The sequence below is a fragment of the Massilia sp. LXY-5 genome (assembly GCF_059801075.1).
On the sequence record NZ_JBNNEH010000003.1, the window covers coordinates 24,853 to 43,582 of the forward strand.

The following is an 18,730-nucleotide window of genomic DNA, read 5'->3' on the forward strand; positions in this document are numbered from 1 at the left end:
TAGTGCTCATTCACGATGACGCAGCGCCGCAGGAGAACCATGAAGACAACGCGCATATCGTGCGTTTCTACGACGACGACGCCCTCCTGATGGAGGAGGTCGCCGGGTTCATCGACGCCGCCTTGTCGATCGGCGGCGCCGGTCTGGTCATCGCGACACCCGAGCATGCGCAGGCCTTGCGCGCAGGCCTGAAACACGGCGACGCCGCCGCGCGCCTGGTCTTCCTGGACGCCCGCGCGACGCTCGAGCGCCTGATGGTCGCCGGCCAGCCGGACGAGGGGCGCTTCAAGGCGGTCATTCGCGAGGCGCAGGCCCGGCTTGGGCAACATGCAGGCACCCTGCACGCCTTCGGCGAAATGGTCGCCCTGCTGTGCGCCGACGGGAACTACAGCGCCGCGATCCGCCTCGAGCAGCTGTGGAACGCGCTGTCCGAAGAGGTGCGCTTTTCCCTGTTCTGCGCCTATCCGTGGCAGGCTTTCCCGAACGCCGAATTCGCCGCCCAGTTCGACCAGGTCTGTGCCGAGCACCAGCATGCCTGCAGCCACAACCCGGCCGGCGCGCTGCACGACGTGATGGGTCAACCCCTCCACCTGGCCAGGCTGGAGCGCAAGGCGATGGCGCTGGACGCCGAGGTGGCGCGCCGCCAGGAAGCCGAGCGCGCCCTGCAGCGGCGCGAACAGGAACTCGCCGATTTCGTCGAGAACGCGGCCGAGGGCTTGCACCGGGTCGGCGCCGACGGCACCATCCTGTGGGCCAACAAGGCGGAATTGCAGATGCTCGGCTACCGCTGGGAAGAATACGTCGGGCGCCACATCGCCGAGTTCCACGTCGATGCCGACGTCATCGACGGCATCCTCGCGACCCTGTGCGCGGGCGGCACCCTGATCGACCAGCCGGCGCGCCTGCGCTGCAAGGACGGCTCGGTCAAGCACGTGCTGATCCATTCGAACGGCTGCTTCGAGGACGGCAAGCTGCGCTACACCCGTTGCTTCACGCGCGACGCCACCGAACGCCACCAGCGCGACGAAGCCCTGGCCCGCCTGGAGCGTGCCAGCGCCGAGCGCGAGCGCCTGATCGAGGAACTCACCAGCGCCAACCGCACGAAAGACGAATTCCTCGCCATGCTCGGGCACGAGCTGCGCAATCCGCTGTCGCCGATCGTCACCGCCTTGCAGCTGATGCGCATGCGCGCCGAGCCGAGCGCCCTGCGCGAACGCGAGATCATCGAGCGCCAGGTCGAGCACCTGGTGCGCCTGGTGGACGACCTGATGGACGTGGCGCGCGCCACGCGCGGCCAGATCGAACTGAAATCGGAACGCGGCGACATCGCCGCTCCGCTGGCCAAGGCGGTCGAGATGGCCGGCCCGCTGCTGGAGCAGCGCGGCCACCACTTGTCCGTCGAGGTCGAGCAGGGCATGGAGTGGGAGGGCGACCCGACGCGCCTGGCGCAGGTGGTCTCGAACCTGCTCACCAATGCCGCGCGCTACACCGACAACGGTGGCGCGGTCACGCTGTCGGCGCGCCGCGATGGCGCCGGCTGGCTGCGCATCGGCGTGCGCGATAACGGCATCGGCCTCGCGCCCGAGATGTTGTCCCAGGTCTTCGGCCTGTTCTTCCAGGGTAAGCGCAGCGTCGACCGCGTCGAAGGCGGCCTCGGGATCGGGCTGGCCCTGGTGAAAAATATCGTCGAACTGCACGGCGGCACGGTCGAGGCGCACAGCGCGGGACCGGGCTGCGGCAGCGAATTCGTCGTGCGCCTGCCGGTGCACGCGGTGGCCCCGGCAAGCGCGGACGAACCGGCCGCCGCGCCGCCGGCGCCGGCGACGGGACGCCGCATCATGGTCGTCGACGACAACGTCGATGCGGCCGAGACCCTCGGCATGCTGCTGGGCGCCTACGGTCATGCGGTCGAGGTCTTCCACGACCCCGCCAGCGCGCTGGGTGCGGCCACGCGCATGCGGCCGGACATCGCGGTGCTCGACATCGGCCTGCCGGTCCTCGACGGCTACGAACTGGGCACGCGCCTGCGCGCGCTGCTGGGCGAGCACCCGTGCCGCCTGATCGCGCTGTCGGGCTACGGCCAGGATGCCGACAAGGCGCGTAGCGAGGCCGCCGGCTTCGAGCGCCACCTGGTGAAACCGATCACGCCCGACCAGGTAGCGCGCCTGGCCGAGGACTGAAAACGGCGCCGCTTGTCGTCGTCAGGCCCGGCGCAGATTAAAATACGGGCTTTCGAATACAGGGAGAGCTGCGTGAACAATCTGCGCCAGGAGTTTATTGCGTTTTCGGTCGAGACCGGAGTATTGAAATTCGGTCAATTCACGACCAAGGCCGGACGGCTCTCGCCGTACTTCTTCAATGCCGGCCTGTTCCACGACGGCGCCACCCTCGGCCAGCTGGCCCGCTTCTACGCCCAGACCCTGCTCGACTCCGGCGTCGAATTCGACATGCTGTTCGGCCCCGCCTACAAGGGCATCACCCTGGCCAGCGCCACCGCCGTTGCCCTGGCCGACAAGGGCCGCAACACCCAATACGCCTACAACCGCAAGGAAGCCAAGGACCACGGCGAAGGCGGCACCATCGTCGGCGCCGGCCTGAAAGGCAAAGTCGTCATCGTCGACGACGTGATCTCGGCCGGCACCTCGGTGCGCGAATCGGTCGCGATGATCCGCGCCGCCGGCGCGGAACCGGCCGCCGTCCTGATCGCGCTCGACCGCATGGAGCGCTCGGGCAAGGATGGCGCATTGTCGGAAAACTCGGCCGTGCAGGAAGTGGCGCGCGAGTTCGGCATTCCCGTGATCTCGATCGCCAGCCTGGACGACCTGTTTACTTATTTGTCGGGCGAGGGCGCCGGCGCCGAACTGGGCCAGCACAAGGATGCGGTGGCGGCGTATCGCACGCGTTACGGGATCTGATGCGCTAAAGCCTGAAACAACGAGGTATCGATAAAAACCGGAGCGGCGCTCCGGTTTTTTTATTTGGGCGAGCGTCTGCCGCTTATAAAAAAATAATGATCCCGGGTGCGCAAATAATATTGCTAAAAGAATATAATCGAATTTCTTTGCAGAATGTGTTGTCGGCAGAGAACTAAAATAATCCGCCCGGCTACAGGGCAATTCTTAGAGGGATTCAACATGTTTTCAGCAGTAAAACGCCTCATTCCCGTCCTGGCCGTGGTCGGGATCATGTCCCTGATGACCGGCTGCGCCGTCAACCGCGCCAGCGCCACCTTGTCGCCGGGCGCCGACCTGTCGGCAATCAAGACCGCTTATGTGGTCAAGCACGACAAGGATAAAAACAACATCAACCAGCTCATCAAGACCAAGCTCGAAAGCAAGGGTTATGTCGTGACTACCGGGCCGGAAATGCCGACGCCCTATGCCACCGACATTTCGGTGACCTATATCGATAAATGGATGTGGGACATCACGATGTACATGATCGAGCTGACGATTAACTTCCGCGATCCGAAATCGAATTTCCCGATCGCGACCGGTAACTCGCTGCATACCTCCCTGACGCGCAAATCGCCGGACGAAATGGTCGAGGAAGTCCTGGCCAATATTCAATCCGCACCGAAGAAGTAAATCCCACTTTTATATCGAGGCCTGAACATGAACATGAATATGATTTCCATCGCGCGCCGTTTCCTGCTGCTGCCGGCTCTCCTGGCAGTGGCCACGCTGACCGGCTGCGCTTCGCAGATGACGCACCAGGAATTGACCCCGGCGCCGGTGAAACTGGCTAAGCAGCATCCGCAATCGGTGACCGTGACGACCATGCCAATGCCGAGCTCGCCGCTGGCGGCATTGATCACCGAGGCCGAATTGCGCGCCGCGCTGAGCGACGCCATCGTCTCCTCGAAAGCCTTCGCGGACGTCAAGAACGCGGGCGCGGACTACCAGCTCAGTGTGCAGGTCTTTAACCTCGAGACCCCATCGTTTGGCATCGCGATGACGTCCAAGGTGGAAGCCGGCTGGACGCTCAAGCGTGCCGACACCGGCGCGGTCGTGTGGCAGGAGGCGATCAAGACGGAGCACACCACCGGCGGCAGCGAAGCCTTCGTCGGCGCCGAACGCGCGAAGATGTCGATCGCCGGCGCGATCAAGAAAAACATCAGCATCGGCCTAGAGCGCATCGGCGCGGCCAATCTGTGATCCATCGTCTGGATCGGCAATAAAAAAAACCGGAGCATGCTCCGGTTTTTTTATCGATACCAGCTGACTCAGCCCGCCAGTTTCTTCTTGAGCAGCTCCGTCACCTGCGCCGGATTCGCCTTGCCCTTCGAGGCCTTCATGGTCTGGCCGATCAGCGCGTTGATCGCCGCTTCCTTGCCGGCGCGGTACTGCTCGACCGATTTCGCATTTGCCGCCAGCACCTCGTCCACGATCGCTTCCAGCGCGCCCGTGTCCGAAATCTGCTTCAGCCCTTTTTGTTCGATGACGATGTCGGCCAGGTTCTCGTCGAGGGATTTGGCTTCCCACATCGCCGCGAACACTTCCTTGCCGGCCTTGTTCGAGATCGTGCCGTCGGCGATGCGGCGGATCAGCAGCGCCAGCTGCGACGCCTCGACCGGCGAGTCGAGGATGTCGACGCCTTCGCGGTTCAGGGTCGAGGACACATCACCCATCATCCAGTTGGCGATCGCCTTGGCGTTTTCCTTGCCGGCTTTCGCGACGACGGCTTCGTAATAGGCCGCCATGCCTTGCGAGGAGGTGAGGATCAGGGCGTCGTATTCCGGCAGGCCGTAGTCGCCGGTGAAGCGCTTGCGCATGGCTTCCGGCAGTTCCGGCATGTCGGCGCGCACGCGCTCGATCCAGTCCTCGTCGATCATCAGCGGCGGCAGGTCCGGGTCCGGGAAATAGCGGTAGTCCTGCGCGTCCTCTTTCGAGCGCATGGCGCGGGTTTCCTTGCGGTCCGGGTCCCACAGGCGCGTAGCCTGCTGGACCTTGCCGCCGTCTTCGATCAGCTCGATCTGGCGCCGCACTTCGTAGTGGATCGCCTCTTCCATGAAGCGGAAGGAGTTCAGGTTCTTGATCTCGCAGCGGGTGCCGAATTCCTGCTGGCCCAGCGGACGCACGGAGACGTTGACGTCGCAGCGGAAGGAACCTTCCTGCATGTTGCCGTCGCAGACGCCCAGCCACATGACCAGGCCGTGCAGGGCCTTGGCATAGGCCACGGCCTCGTTCGCGCTGCGCATTTCCGGTTCGGAGACGATCTCGAGCAGCGGCGTGCCGGCGCGGTTCAGGTCGATGCCGGTCATGCCGGCGTAGTCCTCGTGCAGCGATTTGCCGGCGTCTTCCTCGAGGTGGGCCCGGGTCAGGTTGACGGTCTTCGTCTCCAGCTTGCCGTCCTTCTCGTAGCCGAAGGTGATCGTGCCGCCCTGGACCACGGGGTCTTCGAACTGGCTGATCTGGTAGCCCTTCGGCAGGTCCGGATAAAAATAGTTTTTACGGGCGAAGACCGATTGCGGCGCGATCTTCGCGCCGACCGCCAGGCCGAAGCGGATCGCGCGCTCGACGGCGCCCTTGTTCATCACGGGCAGCACGCCCGGCAGGGCCAGGTCCACGGGGCTCGCCTGCGTGTTCGGCTCGGCGCCGAACTGGATCGAGCTGCCGCTGAAGATTTTCGAATTGGTCGTGAGCTGGACGTGGTTCTCAAGACCGATGACGACTTCCCATTGCATGGTGTTCTCTCTTTGTATTCTGTGCGGGCGTGACGGTTAGACGCCTTCAGGCGCGCGCTGGTGCCAGTCGGTCGCCAGCTGGTACTGGTGGGCGACGTTCAGCAGCTTCGCTTCGCTGAAGTAGTTGCCGATGATTTGCAGGCCGACCGGACGTTTTTCATTCTTCTCGCCGCTGCCGAAACCGCAGGGGATCGACATGCCGGGCAGGCCGGCCAGGCTGGTCGACAAAGTAAAAATGTCGGCCAGGTAGTTGGCGACCGGGTCGTTGGTCTTCGAACCCGCGTCCCAGGCGACGGTCGGCGCCACCGGGCCCATGATCACGTCGCACTTGTCGGCGAACGCGGCCTGGAAGTCGTCGGCGATCAGGCGGCGGATCTTTTGCGCCTGCACGTAGTAGGCGTCGTAGTAGCCATGGCAGAGCACATAGGTGCCGACCATGATGCGGCGCTGGACTTCGCGGCCGAAACCTTCGGCGCGGGTTTTCTTGTACATCTCCGCCAGGTCCTTGTACTCGCTGGCGCGGTGGCCGTAGCGCACGCCGTCGAAGCGCGACAGGTTCGAGGAGGCCTCGGCCGGGGCAATGATGTAGTAGGTCGGGATCGACAGCGCCGTCTTCGGCAGCGAAATATCGACCAGCACGGCGCCCAGTGCCACGAATTGATCGAGCGCGGCGCGCACGGCGCTTTCCACGTCGGCGGCCAGGCCTTCGCCGAAGTATTCGGAAGGCACGCCGATGCGCAGGCCGTTCAATGGCTTGTCCAGGTCGCGCGTAAAATCTTCGTGCAGGTTGCCTTGTTCGGGCGTCAGGCTGGTCGAGTCGCGCACGTCGTGGCCGACCATTTCGTTCAGCAGCAGGGCGCAGTCTTCCGCCGTCTGCGCCATCGGGCCGCCCTGGTCGAGCGAGGAAGCGAAGGCGATCATGCCGAAGCGCGAGACGCGGCCATAGGTCGGCTTGATGCCGGTGACGCCGCAGAAGGCGGCCGGCTGGCGGATCGAGCCGCCGGTGTCGGTGGCGGTCGCGGCCGGCGCCAGGCGCGCGGCGATCGCGGCGGCCGAGCCGCCCGAGGAGCCGCCCGGCACGGCCAGCGCATCCCATGGGTTCTTCACCGGGCCGAAGGCGGAGTTCTCGTTCGCCGAGCCCATCGCGAATTCGTCGCAGTTCACCTTGCCGAGCGTGACCATGCCGGCCGCATTGAAGCGGTCGACCACGGTGGCGTCGAAGGGGCTGACGTAGTTGGCCAGCATCTTCGAGCCGGCAGTCGTGCGCCAGTCGCGCGTGACGAAGATATCCTTATGGGCGATCGGCACGCCGGTCAGGGGGCCGGCGCTGCCTTCGGCGATGCGGGCATCGGCGGCGGCGGCCTGGGCCAGCGACAGGGCCGGGTCCACGTGCAGGAAGGCGTTGTGGCCGCTCGCTGCGATGCGGTCGAGGAAGTGGCGGGTGAGCTCGGTGGAGGACACCTGCTTCGCCTGCAGCAGCGCGGACAGTTCTTTGATGGTCTTGTTATGCATGGTGCCTAAGTTCCGTAAATACGTGTTCGTGGAAGCGGTTTACTCGATGACCTTCGGCACCAGGTACAGGCCGTCCTGGGCTTTCGGCGCGGGCGCCTGATAGTCGTCGCGGCGGTTTTCTTCGGTGACCACGTCGTCGCGCAGGCGCAGCGGCAGCGCCATGATCGCGGCGATCGGATGCGACAACGGCGCAACACCGCTGGTGTCGACCGCCTGCATCTGTTCGGCCAGGGCGAAGATGCCGTTCAACTCGCCCAGTGCGGTCTCGGCGTGGGCATCGTCCATCTCGAGCTGCGCCAGGTTGGCGATGCGTTTTACGTCTGAAAGAGTCAGGGACATGGCAAAAAGCGCGGCGCGGGCCGCGTTCAAAATGTGGTTGGGCGGACAACGGAGTGAGGCTGCAGGCTGTTGAACAGCGTGCTACGGTCGATAAAACCTTGCTAATACCGTCGATCTCGCTCTGGGAACTGGGGGGTAAAACCCCCTGTTTTCAACGTTTAATCGGTAAATTATAAGGTAGAATGGCGGGCTAATGCGTGGTCGGCGCCGAATGAGCGCGGCCCCGGCATGAAAAGACCGCAGGGCGCAGTCAGGGCCGGGGCGGCGAGGACTCCCGATCAAATTTTAAGGCGCGGTTTCGCGCATCAGGACACACATGTTTGGTTCTTTACGCAGTTACTTCTCGAACGACCTGGCCATCGACCTGGGTACCGCCAACACGCTGATCTATGTGCGCGGCCAGGGCATCGTGCTGGACGAGCCATCGGTCGTTGCGATCCGCCAGCAGGGCGGCCCGAACGGCAAGAAGACGATCCAGGCGGTCGGCAAGAAGGCCAAGCAGATGCTGGGCAAGGTGCCGGGCAATATCGAGGCGATCCGCCCGATGAAGGACGGCGTCATCGCCGACTTCACCGTCACCGAAGAGATGCTCAAGCAGTTCATCCGCATGGTGCACGACTCGAAGTTCTTCCGTCCGTCGCCGCGCATCATCATCTGCGTGCCTTGCGGTTCGACCCAGGTCGAGCGCCGCGCGATCCGCGAATCGGCGCTCGGCGCCGGCGCCTCGCAGGTGTTCCTGATCGAAGAGCCGATGGCTGCCGCGCTTGGTGCCGGCCTGCCGGTGTCGGACGCGACCGGCTCGATGGTGGTCGACATCGGCGGCGGCACCACGGAAGTGGGTATCATCTCGCTGGGCGGCATGGTGTATAAAGGTTCGGTGCGCGTCGGCGGCGACAAGTTCGACGAAGCCATCGTCAACTACATCCGCCGCAACTACGGCATGCTGATCGGCGAACAGACCGCGGAAGCGATCAAGAAGGCCATCGGTTCGGCCTTCCCTGGTTCGGAAGTGAAGGAAATGGAAGTCAAGGGCCGCAACCTGTCCGAAGGCATCCCGCGCGCGTTCACGATCTCGTCGAACGAGATCCTGGAAGCGCTGACCGACCCGCTGAACAACATCGTCTCGGCGGTGAAGAACGCCCTCGAGCAGACCCCGCCGGAACTGGGCGCCGACATCGCCGAGAAGGGCATGATGCTGACCGGCGGCGGCGCACTGCTGCGCGACCTCGATCGCCTCCTGATGGAAGAGACCGGCCTGCCGGTACTGGTCGCCGAAGACCCGCTCACCTGCGTGGTGCGCGGCTCGGGCATGGCGCTGGAACACAATGACAAGCTGGGCTCCATTTTCTCGTACGAGTAAACAGCCGCCGGCTCGATGGTGCAAGACCCTGGGCAGGCCGCCGGTGCAATACCGGCCGCCTGCCTGCGCTGATTCCGGGCGGCTTATCCGCCATTATTGAAATCCATGGATTACAGTCCTCCGCCGCTTTTCAAACAGGGCGCCCCAGCGCGGGTGAAGGTGACGGTGTTCGCGATCTTGTCGCTGGCGCTGCTGGTGGTCGACGCCCACATGCACGTATTGAACACCGTGCGCCAGGTCGCCGCCACCGTACTCTATCCGCTGCAGATGGCCGCGCTCATGCCGCGCGACGCCGTCTCCAGCATGGGCGGCTATTTTTCCTCGCTGTCGAGCCTGCAGAACGAAGTGCGCGACCTGAAGAACCAGCAGGTGGCCCAGGCCCAGGCCATGCAGCAGGCCCAGCTCCAGATGGCCGAGAACGCTCACCTGCGGCGCCTGCTGGAGGCGCGCGAGTACCTGCCGGTGGCGTCGATCATGGGCGAGATCCTGTACGACGCGCGCGACCCGTCGACCCGCCGCATCGTGCTCGATCGCGGTACCCGCAACGGCGTGCAGCTCGGGCTGCCGGTGATCGACAACGCCGGCGTCATCGGCCAGGTGACCCGCGTCTTCCCGTTCACCTCGGAAGTGACCCTGCTGACCGACAAGGAGCAGGCGATTCCGGTGCAGGTGCTGCGCTCGGGCCTGCGCAGCATCGCCTATGGCCGCGGGCGCTCCGGGCTGCTCGACCTGCGTTTTGTCGCACCCGACGCCGACATCCAGGTCGGCGACGTAATCGTCACCTCGGGCCTGGACGGCATGTATCCGGCCGGCCTCGCCGTGGCGAAAGTCATGCAGGTCGAGAAGGTGGCCGCCGGCGCTTTCGGGCGCGTGGTCTGCCAGCCGCTCGGCGGCATCGACCGCAACCGCCAGCTGCTGATCGTGATGTCGGGCGCGGCGCGCGCGCCGCGCCCGGCCGAACCGCCGGTGCCGCCGGCGCACGGCGCCAGCCGCCGTAACCTGCCGAAGATGGACCCGGTGCCGGTGCCGCCGCTGGCGGCTGCTCCGCTGACGGCGCAGGGCCTGCCGACCCAGCCCGGCGCCAACAGCCCGGCCGGGACCGGCGCGGCCGCACCTGCCGCGCCTGCGCCCGCCGCCACCGTTCCCGCGCCCGCCGGCGCGCAGCATCCGGGTGTCAGGCCGGCCGCTGCGCCAGCGGCCACGCCGCCCGCCGCGACCGGCACGCCACCCGCCGCAACCGGCGCTGCGCATCCGGCCGCGCCGCCAACAACCACGGCCGCACCGGCTGCAAAAACAACGGCCACGCAGCCTGTGCCTGCGCCACGCAAGGAGGGCGCGTAATGCCCGGAGCACGTCCCAACTACATCCTGCTGCCGGTCAGCCCGCTGTTCATCGCGTTCAGCCTGACCTGCGCCTTCATGCTCAACCTGCTGCCCTGGGGCCAGTGGACCGGCGCCCCCGATTTCGTGGCGCTGGTGCTGGTCTTCTGGGGCATCCACCAGCCGCGAAAGGTCGGCATCGGCGTCGCCTTTGCCATGGGCCTGCTGATGGACGTGCACGACGCCACGCTGCTGGGCGAGAACGCGCTGGCCTATACGCTGCTGTCGTACGTCGCCACGATGATCCACCGCCGCGTGCTGTGGTTCCCGGTGCTGACCCAGGCCATGCACGTGTTCCCGCTGCTGCTGCTGGCGCAGGCGATCCAGTCCTTCGTGCACTTCTTCGCCACCGGCCGCTTCCCCGGCTGGCTGCATTTCATCGAAAGCGCGGTCGCGGTCGCCCTGTGGCCGGTCATCACCTGGCTGCTGCTGGCGCCGCAGCGCCGCGCCGTGGACCGCGACCACACCCGCCCGATCTGATGGCCCAGCCGCACGATGACCGAGCGCAGTAATGACTGAGCAGTAATGACCGAAATTAAAGACAGCGACCGCGAGATCCACCGCTTCCGCCTGCGCCTGACGGTGCTGGTGGTGATGGTCTTCCTCTGCTTCGGCGCCCTGGTGGCGCGCTTCGTCTGGCTGCAGGTCGTCCAGCACGACAAATACCATGCCCAGGCCGAAGACAACCGCATCGCGCTGGTGCCGATCGTGCCGAACCGCGGCCTGATCGTCGACCGCAACGGCGTGGTCCTGGCGCGTAATTACTCCGCCTATACGCTCGAGATCACGCCCTCGAAACTGCAGGCCAGCATGGACTCGGTGATCGACGAGCTGGCGAGGCTGGTGTCGATCGAGCCGAAGGACCGCAAGCGCTTCAAGCGCCTGCTGGAAGAGTCGCGCAGCTTCGCCAGCGTGCCGCTGCGCACGAGGCTCACCGACGACGAGGTGGCGCGCTTCACCGCCCAGCGCTTCCGCTTCCCTGGCGTCGAGGTGCAGGCCCGCCTGTTCCGCCAGTACCCGCTGGGCGAGATCGCCTCGCACGTGGTCGGCTACATCGGCCGCATCAACACGCGCGAAGCCGAGGCGATCGAGGAAGGCGACGACGCCGCCAACTACAACGGCACCGACTACATCGGCAAGGAAGGCCTCGAGAAGAAATACGAGCGCTACCTGCACGGCACCACTGGCTACGAAGAGGTCGAGCGCTCGGCCGGCGGGCGCGCGATCCGCACGCTGTCGCGCCGGCCTCCGGTCCCGGGCAGCAACCTGATCCTGTCGGTCGACATCGAACTGCAGAAGGTGGTCGAGGAAGCCTTCGGCGACCAGCGCGGCGCCTTTGTCGCCATCGATCCCGAAACCGGCGACGTGCTGGCCTATGTCTCGCGTCCGGGCTTCGACCCGAACCTGTTCGTCGACGGCATCGACAGCCAGAGCTGGAACGAGCTGAATACCTCGCTCGATAAACCGCTGATGAACCGTCCGCTGTCGGGCACCTATCCGCCCGGCTCGACCTTCAAGCCCTTCATGGCGCTGGCCGCGCTCGAGCTGGGCAAACGCAGCAAGAGCCACGGCATCATGGATCCCGGTTTCTTCACGCTCGGCGGGCACCGCTTCAACGACGACGTCAAGGGCGGGCACGGCTATGTCGACCTGCATCGTTCGGTCGTGGTCTCGTGCGACACCTATTACTACCAGCTCGGCAACGACCTCGGGATCGACGCCATCCATGACTTCATGGCGCCCTTCGGCTTCGGCTCCCAGACCGGCATCGACCTCGAGCACGAAAAGGTCGGTGTCCTGCCCTCGAAGGAGTGGAAGGCCGAGCGCTTCAAGAAGAACCGCGCGGCGCAGAAGTGGGTCGGCGGCGACACGATCTCGATCAGCATCGGCCAGGGCTTTAACAACTACACCATCATCCAGCTGGCGCACGCGGTGGCCAACCTCGCCAACAACGGCGTCGTGATGAAGCCGCACCTGGTAAAACTGATCGAGGACGGCGCCACGCGCCAGCGCACGCTCACCGTGCCGAAGGAAAGCCGCCGCATCCCGCTCAAGCAGGAGAACATCGACTTCATCAAGCAGGCGATGGTGGGCGTGACCACCGAAGCGGGCGGCACCGGCGCGCGGGCATTTGCCAACGCCGGCTATGTCGCGGCCGGCAAGACCGGTACGGCCCAGGTGATCGGCCTGAAGGGCGGCAAATACAACGCCCATGCGATCGACGAGCGCCATCGCGACAACGCCCTGTTCACGGCATTCGCACCGGCCGACAAGCCGCGCATCGCGATCGCGCTGGTGGTCGAGAACGCGGGCTTCGGCGCAGCGACGGCGGCGCCGATCGCGCGCAAAGCGCTCGACTATTACCTGCTCGGCAAGCGTCCGCCGCCGCCGAAGCCGGACGAAGGCGCGCCCGGCGCCAAGCCGGTCGTCACCGCGGCCGCCGTCAAACAGGCGCCCAGGGCCGCGGCGCCGGCTGCACCGACCGCGGGCTCGGCCGCGCTGACCGCGCCCGCCACCACCAAGGAGTAACAGATGGCCTATTATCCGGAGCGGCGTTCCCTCAGCCGCCGGCTGAAGCCGTATTTCACCGTCTTCGACTGGCCGCTCGCCATGGTCCTGTTCATGCTGCTGACCACGAGCGTGATCACGATGTCCTCGGCCGGCGCCGAATTCCCGGGCCGCGTCGAAGCGCAGATGCGCAACTTCCTGCTCGCCTTCGTCGTCATGTGGCTGGCGGCCCTGGTGCCGCCGCAAACGCTGATGCGCCTGGCGGTGCCGGTGTACACCTTCGGCGTCACGCTGCTCATTGCGGTGGCGGCATTCGGCATCATCAAGAAGGGCGCGCGGCGCTGGCTGCACGTGGGCGTCGACATCCAGCCTTCCGAGATCATGAAGATCGCGACGCCGCTGATGCTGGCCTGGTATTTCCAGAACCGCGCCAAGATCGGCAGCTGGAAGTCGTTCGCGGTGGCGGCGGTGCTGCTGGTCGTGCCTTTCGCGCTGATCGCCAAGCAGCCCGACCTCGGCACGGCGCTGCTGGTCGGCGCCTCCGGCTTCTACGTCATTTTCCTGGCCGGCCTGTCGTGGAAGGTGCTGATCGGGCTGGCCGTGGGCGGCGCGGCCTGCCTGCCGGTGGCCTGGTCGATGATGCACGACTACCAGCGCGAACGCATCATGACGCTGATCGATCCGACCTCCGACCCGCTCGGCAAGGGCTTCCACATCATCCAGTCGACCATCGCGATCGGCTCGGGCGGCGTGATGGGCAAAGGTTATGGAAAAGGCACGCAAGGCCAGCTCGAATTCGTGCCCGAACAGACGACCGACTTCCTGTTCTCGGTGTATTCGGAAGAATTTGGACTGGTCGGCAACCTATTTCTTTTGGTAATCTATCTGCTGCTGATCGGCCGCGGCATGATGATCGCGGCGAACGCACCGAATCTGTTCTCGCGGCTGCTGGCCGGCGCGATCACGATGATTTTCTTCACGTATGCCTTTGTCAACATGGGCATGGTGAGCGGCATCCTGCCCGTGGTGGGCGTGCCCTTGCCGTTCATGAGCTATGGCGGCACCGCGTTCATCACACTGGGCCTCGGCGCCGGCATATTGATGAGCATACAAAGGCACCGGAAACTGGTGCAGACATAAAGGAGGAGGCGCGCATGACCGCTCCGAGATTACTCCCAGCGGTCATCGCCCTCGCGGCCTTGATGACCGGATGCGGATCCACCGGCGAACACAAAAGCCTGATTCCGCTGCCTTGGCAGCATAAAGTGACAAGCCACCATGGCGACGTCGCCTTGCCCGCGGCCGGCTCCGGCCGCGGCGGCTACTACAAGGACGACGGCCCGGGACGCGACATCCCGCCCGGCCTGGAGCTGGTCCCGGACGCCATCGTGCGCGCCGAGCCCTACGCCAAGTGGGCGAACCGTCCGTATTCCGTGTTCGGCCAGACCTATAATCCGATCCTGCACGAAGAGCCGTTCACCCAGCGCGGCGTGGCCAGCTGGTACGGGGTGAAATTCCACGGCCAGCGCACCTCCTCGGGCGAGCCCTACGACATGTACAAGATGACGGCCGCGCATCCGACGCTGCCGATCCCGTCCTATGCGCGCGTCACCAGCATCGCCACCGGCAAGTCGGTCGTGGTGCGCATCAACGACCGCGGCCCCTTCCACGCCAGCCGCATCATCGACGTCTCCTACACGGCGGCGCTGAAGCTCGGCTTGCTGGGCAAGGGCAGCCACGAAGTCGAGATCGAGCGCCTGTTCCCGAACGACCCGGCGCGCGTGGCGACCGTGCGCCGCGAGGCCACCTCGCAGGCGCAAGCGCTCGACGTGACGCCGGCGCCGCCGGACGTCGCGGCGCTGATGCTCGAAGACCGCATGACGTCGGACAGCGCCGCAGCAGTAAAAGTCGCGCCGGCGGGGTTCTGGCTGCAGCTCGGCGCCTACAGCCGTGCGGACAAGGCGCAGGAGATGAGCCGGCGCCTGGCGGACACGGGCCTCGGCAGCCTCGAAGTCACCCCCGCTGGTTCCGTGCACCGCTTATATGGCGGGCCGTTCGGCACGCGCGACGAGGCGCAGCAGGCAGCCAGGGCGCTGCCGCCGGAGCTGGGCTTGAAGCCGATCGTGGTGAAGCGGTAGGGTCTGCGAGAGCCGCTTGAACGCGTGGGCGGGGGACCCGCCCACGCTACGTCAGCGTCGATTACCGGCAAACGTGTAAAACCGCTGTCGGCAATCCGCGCCCGGCCTCGACGATCCGGTTGCGGATCTCCGCATCGATATCCCGGAACCGGTACGCAAACCGCTGCGACTGCGGCCCGCGCGGCAGGATGCGCACGTTGGCAATCCCCAGTTTCGTCAGGCGCGCCGCTTCGCTGCGCGCCGCCGCCTCGCTCTTGAAGACGCCGAGCGAGATCGCCCACCTCAAAGGCGAGTCGCCCTGCATCACGAAGGAGTTGGTCACGCCGTGTTCGCGCAGCTCCGCCGTGCGGCGGTCGGCGCCTTCCTTGCCGCCCTGGGGCGGCAGGTAGACCAGGTGGCTCGTCACTTCCTGGAACGGCACCGTCAGCCGCGTCTGGCGCTCGCCCAGGTCGAGCCGCGCCAGGCGCGTCTCGAAGCGGCGCGCCTCGAAGGCCGGGAAGGCATCGGTCTCGACACAGGCGACGGCGGGCGCAGCCGGCGCGGCGGCAGGGGCCGCGGCCTTCGCCGGCACCTCGGCCGCCGCACTCGATTCAGCAGCCGTCTCGGCGGGCGCGGCGGCCTGCGCGATCGCCTGTGCCTGGGCGCTGGTCAGCAGCACCAGCTTGTCGGCCGCGAGCTGGTTGCGCAGGCGCGCCGGCTCGCGCTGTTCAGGCTCGGCACCGCCCAGGAAACCGTGGCCCCAGGCGAACAGCAGCGCGTTCGCGCACAGCAAAGCCCAGAATACGAATCTCAACAAGTCCCGTCCTCCATGGATGTCCCGGCCCGCGCCACCGCGTGCAGGCCGACCAGCACGATATTATCGGCCATCCGGTACGCGCACTTGAGTGCCGGTGCGATATAGGGCGCGGCGCCACCCGACAGGATGCAGAGTGCGTCCGCATGCGCCGCAACCGCGCGTTCGATCGCGCCGGCCTGGGCCGACAGGCAGCCGGACACGATGGCGTCATTCGTATTGTCGGCAAACTGCGGCGGCGGCGCGGCGCCCGGCGCAGCCTGCGGCAGCTGCGCCGTGTTTTTCGCCAGGGAGCCCGCCATCAACGCCAGGCCGGGCAGGATCATGCCGCCGACGAAACGGCCCTCGCTCGTCACCGCGTCGACCGTGGTCGCCGTACCGCAGGTGGCCACCACCAGCGGCTGGTCCGGCGCCAGGGCCCGTGCGCCTATCGCCGCGGCGAAGCGGTCGCAGCCCAGGCGTTCCGGTTCGCGGTAGCCGTTGACCAGGCCCGCGCGTGCGGCGCTGGAGGCGAACCATTCGGTCTCGATCGGCAGCAGCAGGGCGGCGAGGCGCTCGCGCAAGGCGGCACCGGCCACGTTCGATACGAGCGCCCGCGTCACGCCCTGGCCTTGCCAGGCGGCGGCAGCGGCGTCGAGGTCGGCATGCAGCACTGCGCCCAGCTCGATCCATTCGCCGGGCGCAGCACCCGGCGCGGCCAGCGCCCACTTCACCCGGGTATTCCCGGCATCGATCAGGAGCAGCATTTATTGACCACCTTTCACGCGCAGCGACACGTCGCCGGCCAGCACCGCGATGCGGCCCTCCTGCGTGTCGAGCAGCAGGCGGCCGGCGTCGTCCACACCGGCGGCGCTGCCCTCATGCAGTACCGTGCCGCGGTCGAGCACCGTGACGGTCTCGCCCTGCCAGGCGTGGCGCAGGTTCCAGCGCGCGGCAAACGCGCCGAAGCCCGCGCGTTCGAATTCGCGCAGCGCGCCGGCCAGGCCGTCGAGCAAGGCTGCCAGCAGCGCGTCGCGGTCCATCCGCGCCAGCCAGGGGAGGGAGGCGACACTGCGTCCGATCTGGGCCTCGAGTTCGTCCGGCATGACCAGGTTCAGGCCGATGCCGATCACGGCCCAGACGCCGCCGCTGGGTGCGGCCTGGGTTTCGATCAGGATGCCGGCCAGCTTGTCGCCGTCGCGCAGCACGTCGTTCGGCCATTTCAGGCCCACCTGCACGCCGAGGCGCTCCAGGGCCTCGGCCAGCGCCACGCCGATCGCCAGCGGCAGACCGGTCAGGCGCGCCAGCCCGCCCTCGAAACGCCAGGCCAGCGAGAAGGTCAGCGAGCCTTCGCTCGAGGACAGCCAGCTGCGGCCGGCACGCCCGCGGCCGGCCGTCTGGTTGCGCGCGACGAGCAGCACGGGCGCGGCGAGGGTCGCGGCGCGCGCCAGCAGGTCGGCGTTGGTCGAGCCGGTCTCTTCGACCACTTCCACGGCCAGGTCTGGATCCGACTGCGCGGCTGTCGACAGGACCATGATGGCGGCGGCGTTCATGCGGCCTCCCTGCGCGGCTTGGTGGGCGCGCGCGCAAACAAACGGTCGAAGACGCCGTTCGGCAGCGCGCGCAGCAGTTTGGCGGCCACGCCCATCTGCCAGGGCAGCACGCGGTAGCTGTCGCCGCGCGCGATCGCGCGGACGGCAGCGGCGGCGAAGCGCTCGGCCGGCATCAGGAAGGGCATGGGAAAACGGTTGTTGCGGGTCATGGGAGTATCGATATAGCCGGGCGCGATCGTCACCACGCGGATGTTCGAGGAGTGTAGTTCGAGGCGCAGCGATTCGCAGTAGGTGTGCACCGCCGCTTTCGAGGCGCAGTAGGCGCCGGCGCCGCGCATGCCGCGTATGCCGGCCACGCTGCCGATCGCGACCAGGCGGCAGGGACTGCCCTGTGCCCTCATCGCTGCGACAAACGGGGAGAAGGTGGCGACCGTCGCCGTCACGTTGGTGGCGAACACCGCCTCGAATACCGGCAGGTCCTCGGGCCGTTCGGTGAGGGTGCCGTGCGAAATGCCGGCACAGGCGATGACGATGTCGGCGCCGCCCTCAGCCGCGAGGAAGTCCCTGGCTGCTGCCGCCAGCGCGGCGTGGTCGAGCACGTCGACCCCATAGCAGCGGTGGCGTTCGGGATGGGGGAGCGAAGCGCTCAGGGCGGCCAGTGCGTCGCCGCGCCGTGCGACCAGGCCGAGGGTGGCGCCGCGGGCCGCATAGTCGCGCGCCAGCGCCGCGCCGATGCCGCTCGAGGCGCCGGTGATGAAGACCCGGTCGGCTCCAGCCGCCGCGGTCATTTTTTGTCCGCTTTGGCCGCTTTGGCTTTTTCCACCAGTGCGTCCATCACCTGCAGGGCCACCTGCTGCTGTTCGATTTCGGTCTGCGCCGGAGAGCCTTCCGGATTCGCCATCGACGGCGAGGTGATGAAGCGGCCGTCGATCGCGACCATCGGCCAGTGGTCGACCCGGTACTCGTTCATCATGGCGGCGGCGCGGCGTGCCTTGGCCTGGGTGCCGAAGGCGTTATAAGCGTCCACGAAGCGGGCGCGGTCGATACCGGACTTCACGGCCCAGTCGATCACCTCTTCGTCGTTCGCGAAGCGCGCGCCTTGCTGGTGCATGGCGGCGAAGGCTTTGGTGTGGTACTGCCCGACCAGGCCCAGCGCGTCAAGCGCGTAGAACAGGCGCTGCTGCGGCAGCACGCGCGCGCCGCCGGCCACGTGGACGCGCTTGAAGACGATGTTGTCGCCCTGTTTTTTGACCCAGTCGGCGAGCAGCGGCTCGAACACGTTGCAGTGCGGGCAGTAATACGCGAAGAACTCGATGACCTCGACCTGCTTGCCGGCCGGCGTGTCCATTTTCTGCGGCAGCACCCGGTACTGGACGCCTTCTTTCGGCGCAGTCGGAGCAGCTGGGGCGGCGGCAACGACGCCGCTCAGGGTCAGGAGGGCAGCGGTACACAGCAGGCGGCGCAGCATTTGCATCGGGTTTTT

General features: G+C 66.7%; 18 protein-coding genes. 10 read left to right on the top strand and 8 right to left on the bottom strand.

Translation table 11 applies throughout. The features are described from left to right. Positions 1-2 precede the first annotated feature (2 nt). From ACI48I_RS09110 to ACI48I_RS09125, 4 genes are all read left to right on the top strand, one after another. Complete coding sequence (locus ACI48I_RS09110; protein ID WP_498573990.1) at positions 3-2,180, top strand: hybrid sensor histidine kinase/response regulator; 2,178 nt, start codon at positions 3-5, stop codon at positions 2,178-2,180. Between the two features lie 72 nt (positions 2,181-2,252). Next, the gene (gene pyrE, locus ACI48I_RS09115; protein WP_193687205.1) at positions 2,253-2,915 is read left to right on the top strand and encodes an orotate phosphoribosyltransferase; all 663 of its coding nucleotides are present in this window, start codon (positions 2,253-2,255) and stop codon (positions 2,913-2,915) included. A gap of 219 nt (positions 2,916-3,134) precedes the next feature. Next, on the top strand, positions 3,135-3,587 hold the full coding sequence (locus ACI48I_RS09120) for a hypothetical protein (RefSeq protein ID WP_193687204.1): 453 nt from the start codon (positions 3,135-3,137) through the stop codon (positions 3,585-3,587). A gap of 33 nt (positions 3,588-3,620) precedes the next feature. Beyond that, positions 3,621-4,157 carry a hypothetical protein gene (locus ACI48I_RS09125; RefSeq protein WP_498573991.1) on the top strand — a complete coding sequence of 179 codons (537 nt, stop codon included), beginning with the start codon at positions 3,621-3,623 and terminating at the stop codon, positions 4,155-4,157. Between the two features lie 68 nt (positions 4,158-4,225). Here the strand turns inward: ACI48I_RS09125 and gatB are convergent, their stop codons facing one another. From gatB to gatC, 3 genes are read right to left on the bottom strand one after another with little or no spacing between them, the layout of a single operon-like run. Continuing rightward, positions 4,226-5,704, bottom strand: a complete 1,479-nt coding sequence (gene gatB, locus ACI48I_RS09130) for an Asp-tRNA(Asn)/Glu-tRNA(Gln) amidotransferase subunit GatB (protein ID WP_498574524.1) — start codon at positions 5,702-5,704, stop codon at positions 4,226-4,228. An 18-nt stretch (positions 5,705-5,722) separates the two neighbouring features. After that, entirely contained in the window at positions 5,723-7,198 is a 1,476-nt protein-coding gene (gene gatA, locus ACI48I_RS09135) for an Asp-tRNA(Asn)/Glu-tRNA(Gln) amidotransferase subunit GatA (protein ID WP_193687201.1), read from the bottom strand. A gap of 39 nt (positions 7,199-7,237) precedes the next feature. After that, positions 7,238-7,537, bottom strand: coding sequence for an Asp-tRNA(Asn)/Glu-tRNA(Gln) amidotransferase subunit GatC (gene gatC / locus ACI48I_RS09140; protein ID WP_193687200.1), 300 nt, complete (start codon positions 7,535-7,537; stop codon positions 7,238-7,240). A gap of 316 nt (positions 7,538-7,853) precedes the next feature. Here gatC and ACI48I_RS09145 point away from each other — a divergent pair, with 316 nt between their 5' ends. The 6 genes from ACI48I_RS09145 to ACI48I_RS09170 all read left to right on the top strand — a co-directional run bounded on the left by ACI48I_RS09145 (position 7,854) and on the right by ACI48I_RS09170 (position 14,922). Then, entirely contained in the window at positions 7,854-8,897 is a 1,044-nt protein-coding gene (locus ACI48I_RS09145) for a rod shape-determining protein (protein WP_193687199.1), read from the top strand. A 105-nt stretch (positions 8,898-9,002) separates the two neighbouring features. Continuing rightward, positions 9,003-10,238: a rod shape-determining protein MreC gene (gene mreC / locus ACI48I_RS09150; RefSeq protein WP_498573992.1), complete on the top strand. Its 1,236-nt coding sequence runs from the start codon at positions 9,003-9,005 to the stop codon at positions 10,236-10,238. Further along, on the top strand, positions 10,238-10,756 hold the full coding sequence (gene mreD, locus ACI48I_RS09155) for a rod shape-determining protein MreD (RefSeq protein WP_193687197.1): 519 nt from the start codon (positions 10,238-10,240) through the stop codon (positions 10,754-10,756). Before mreC ends, mreD begins: the two co-directional genes overlap by 1 nt. Positions 10,757-10,801: 45 nt before the next feature. Continuing rightward, positions 10,802-12,805, top strand: coding sequence for a penicillin-binding protein 2 (gene mrdA / locus ACI48I_RS09160; protein WP_498573993.1), 2,004 nt, complete (start codon positions 10,802-10,804; stop codon positions 12,803-12,805). Positions 12,806-12,808: 3 nt separating this feature from the next. Further along, a complete protein-coding gene (gene rodA, locus ACI48I_RS09165; protein WP_193687195.1) occupies positions 12,809-13,924 on the top strand; it encodes a rod shape-determining protein RodA in 1,116 nt (371 codons plus the stop codon). Positions 13,925-13,938: 14 nt separating this feature from the next. Then, on the top strand, positions 13,939-14,922 hold the full coding sequence (locus tag ACI48I_RS09170) for a septal ring lytic transglycosylase RlpA family protein (protein ID WP_193687194.1): 984 nt from the start codon (positions 13,939-13,941) through the stop codon (positions 14,920-14,922). Positions 14,923-14,983: 61 nt separating this feature from the next. Here the strand turns inward: ACI48I_RS09170 and ACI48I_RS09175 are convergent, their stop codons facing one another. The 5 genes from ACI48I_RS09175 to ACI48I_RS09195 are packed head-to-tail and all read right to left on the bottom strand — an operon-like array spanning position 14,984 to position 18,721. Beyond that, complete coding sequence (locus tag ACI48I_RS09175) at positions 14,984-15,718, bottom strand: SPOR domain-containing protein (protein WP_498573994.1); 735 nt, start codon at positions 15,716-15,718, stop codon at positions 14,984-14,986. Then, positions 15,712-16,461, bottom strand: a complete 750-nt coding sequence (locus tag ACI48I_RS09180; RefSeq protein WP_498573995.1) for a type III pantothenate kinase — start codon at positions 16,459-16,461, stop codon at positions 15,712-15,714. Before ACI48I_RS09180 ends, ACI48I_RS09175 begins: the two co-directional genes overlap by 7 nt. Beyond that, complete coding sequence (locus ACI48I_RS09185) at positions 16,462-17,247, bottom strand: biotin--[acetyl-CoA-carboxylase] ligase (protein WP_193687191.1); 786 nt, start codon at positions 17,245-17,247, stop codon at positions 16,462-16,464. Next, positions 17,244-18,035, bottom strand: a complete 792-nt coding sequence (locus tag ACI48I_RS09190; RefSeq protein ID WP_193687190.1) for an SDR family oxidoreductase — start codon at positions 18,033-18,035, stop codon at positions 17,244-17,246. Before ACI48I_RS09190 ends, ACI48I_RS09185 begins: the two co-directional genes overlap by 4 nt. Continuing rightward, positions 18,032-18,721, bottom strand: coding sequence for a thiol:disulfide interchange protein DsbA/DsbL (locus ACI48I_RS09195; RefSeq protein WP_193687189.1), 690 nt, complete (start codon positions 18,719-18,721; stop codon positions 18,032-18,034). The genes ACI48I_RS09190 and ACI48I_RS09195 overlap by 4 nt, the downstream gene beginning before the upstream one ends. Positions 18,722-18,730: the final 9 nt, after the last annotated feature.

What these genes read in the sequence shown, in the direction of transcription:
- ACI48I_RS09120 (WP_193687204.1), top strand. Translation starts at nt 3,135, where the DNA reads ATGTTTTCAGCAGTAAAACGCCTCATTCCCGTCCTGGCCGTGGTCGGG.
- ACI48I_RS09125 (WP_498573991.1), top strand. Translation starts at nt 3,621, where the DNA reads ATGAATATGATTTCCATCGCGCGCCGTTTCCTGCTGCTGCCGGCTCTC.
- gatA (WP_193687201.1), bottom strand. Translation starts at nt 7,198, where the DNA reads ATGCATAACAAGACCATCAAAGAACTGTCCGCGCTGCTGCAGGCGAAG.
- gatC (WP_193687200.1), bottom strand. Translation starts at nt 7,537, where the DNA reads ATGTCCCTGACTCTTTCAGACGTAAAACGCATCGCCAACCTGGCGCAG.
- ACI48I_RS09145 (WP_193687199.1), top strand. Translation starts at nt 7,854, where the DNA reads ATGTTTGGTTCTTTACGCAGTTACTTCTCGAACGACCTGGCCATCGAC.
- mreC (WP_498573992.1), top strand. Translation starts at nt 9,003, where the DNA reads ATGGATTACAGTCCTCCGCCGCTTTTCAAACAGGGCGCCCCAGCGCGG.
- mreD (WP_193687197.1), top strand. Translation starts at nt 10,238, where the DNA reads ATGCCCGGAGCACGTCCCAACTACATCCTGCTGCCGGTCAGCCCGCTG.
- mrdA (WP_498573993.1), top strand. Translation starts at nt 10,802, where the DNA reads ATGACCGAAATTAAAGACAGCGACCGCGAGATCCACCGCTTCCGCCTG.
- rodA (WP_193687195.1), top strand. Translation starts at nt 12,809, where the DNA reads ATGGCCTATTATCCGGAGCGGCGTTCCCTCAGCCGCCGGCTGAAGCCG.
- ACI48I_RS09170 (WP_193687194.1), top strand. Translation starts at nt 13,939, where the DNA reads ATGACCGCTCCGAGATTACTCCCAGCGGTCATCGCCCTCGCGGCCTTG.
- ACI48I_RS09180 (WP_498573995.1), bottom strand. Translation starts at nt 16,461, where the DNA reads ATGCTGCTCCTGATCGATGCCGGGAATACCCGGGTGAAGTGGGCGCTG.
- ACI48I_RS09185 (WP_193687191.1), bottom strand. Translation starts at nt 17,247, where the DNA reads ATGAACGCCGCCGCCATCATGGTCCTGTCGACAGCCGCGCAGTCGGAT.
- ACI48I_RS09190 (WP_193687190.1), bottom strand. Translation starts at nt 18,035, where the DNA reads ATGACCGCGGCGGCTGGAGCCGACCGGGTCTTCATCACCGGCGCCTCG.
- ACI48I_RS09195 (WP_193687189.1), bottom strand. Translation starts at nt 18,721, where the DNA reads ATGCAAATGCTGCGCCGCCTGCTGTGTACCGCTGCCCTCCTGACCCTG.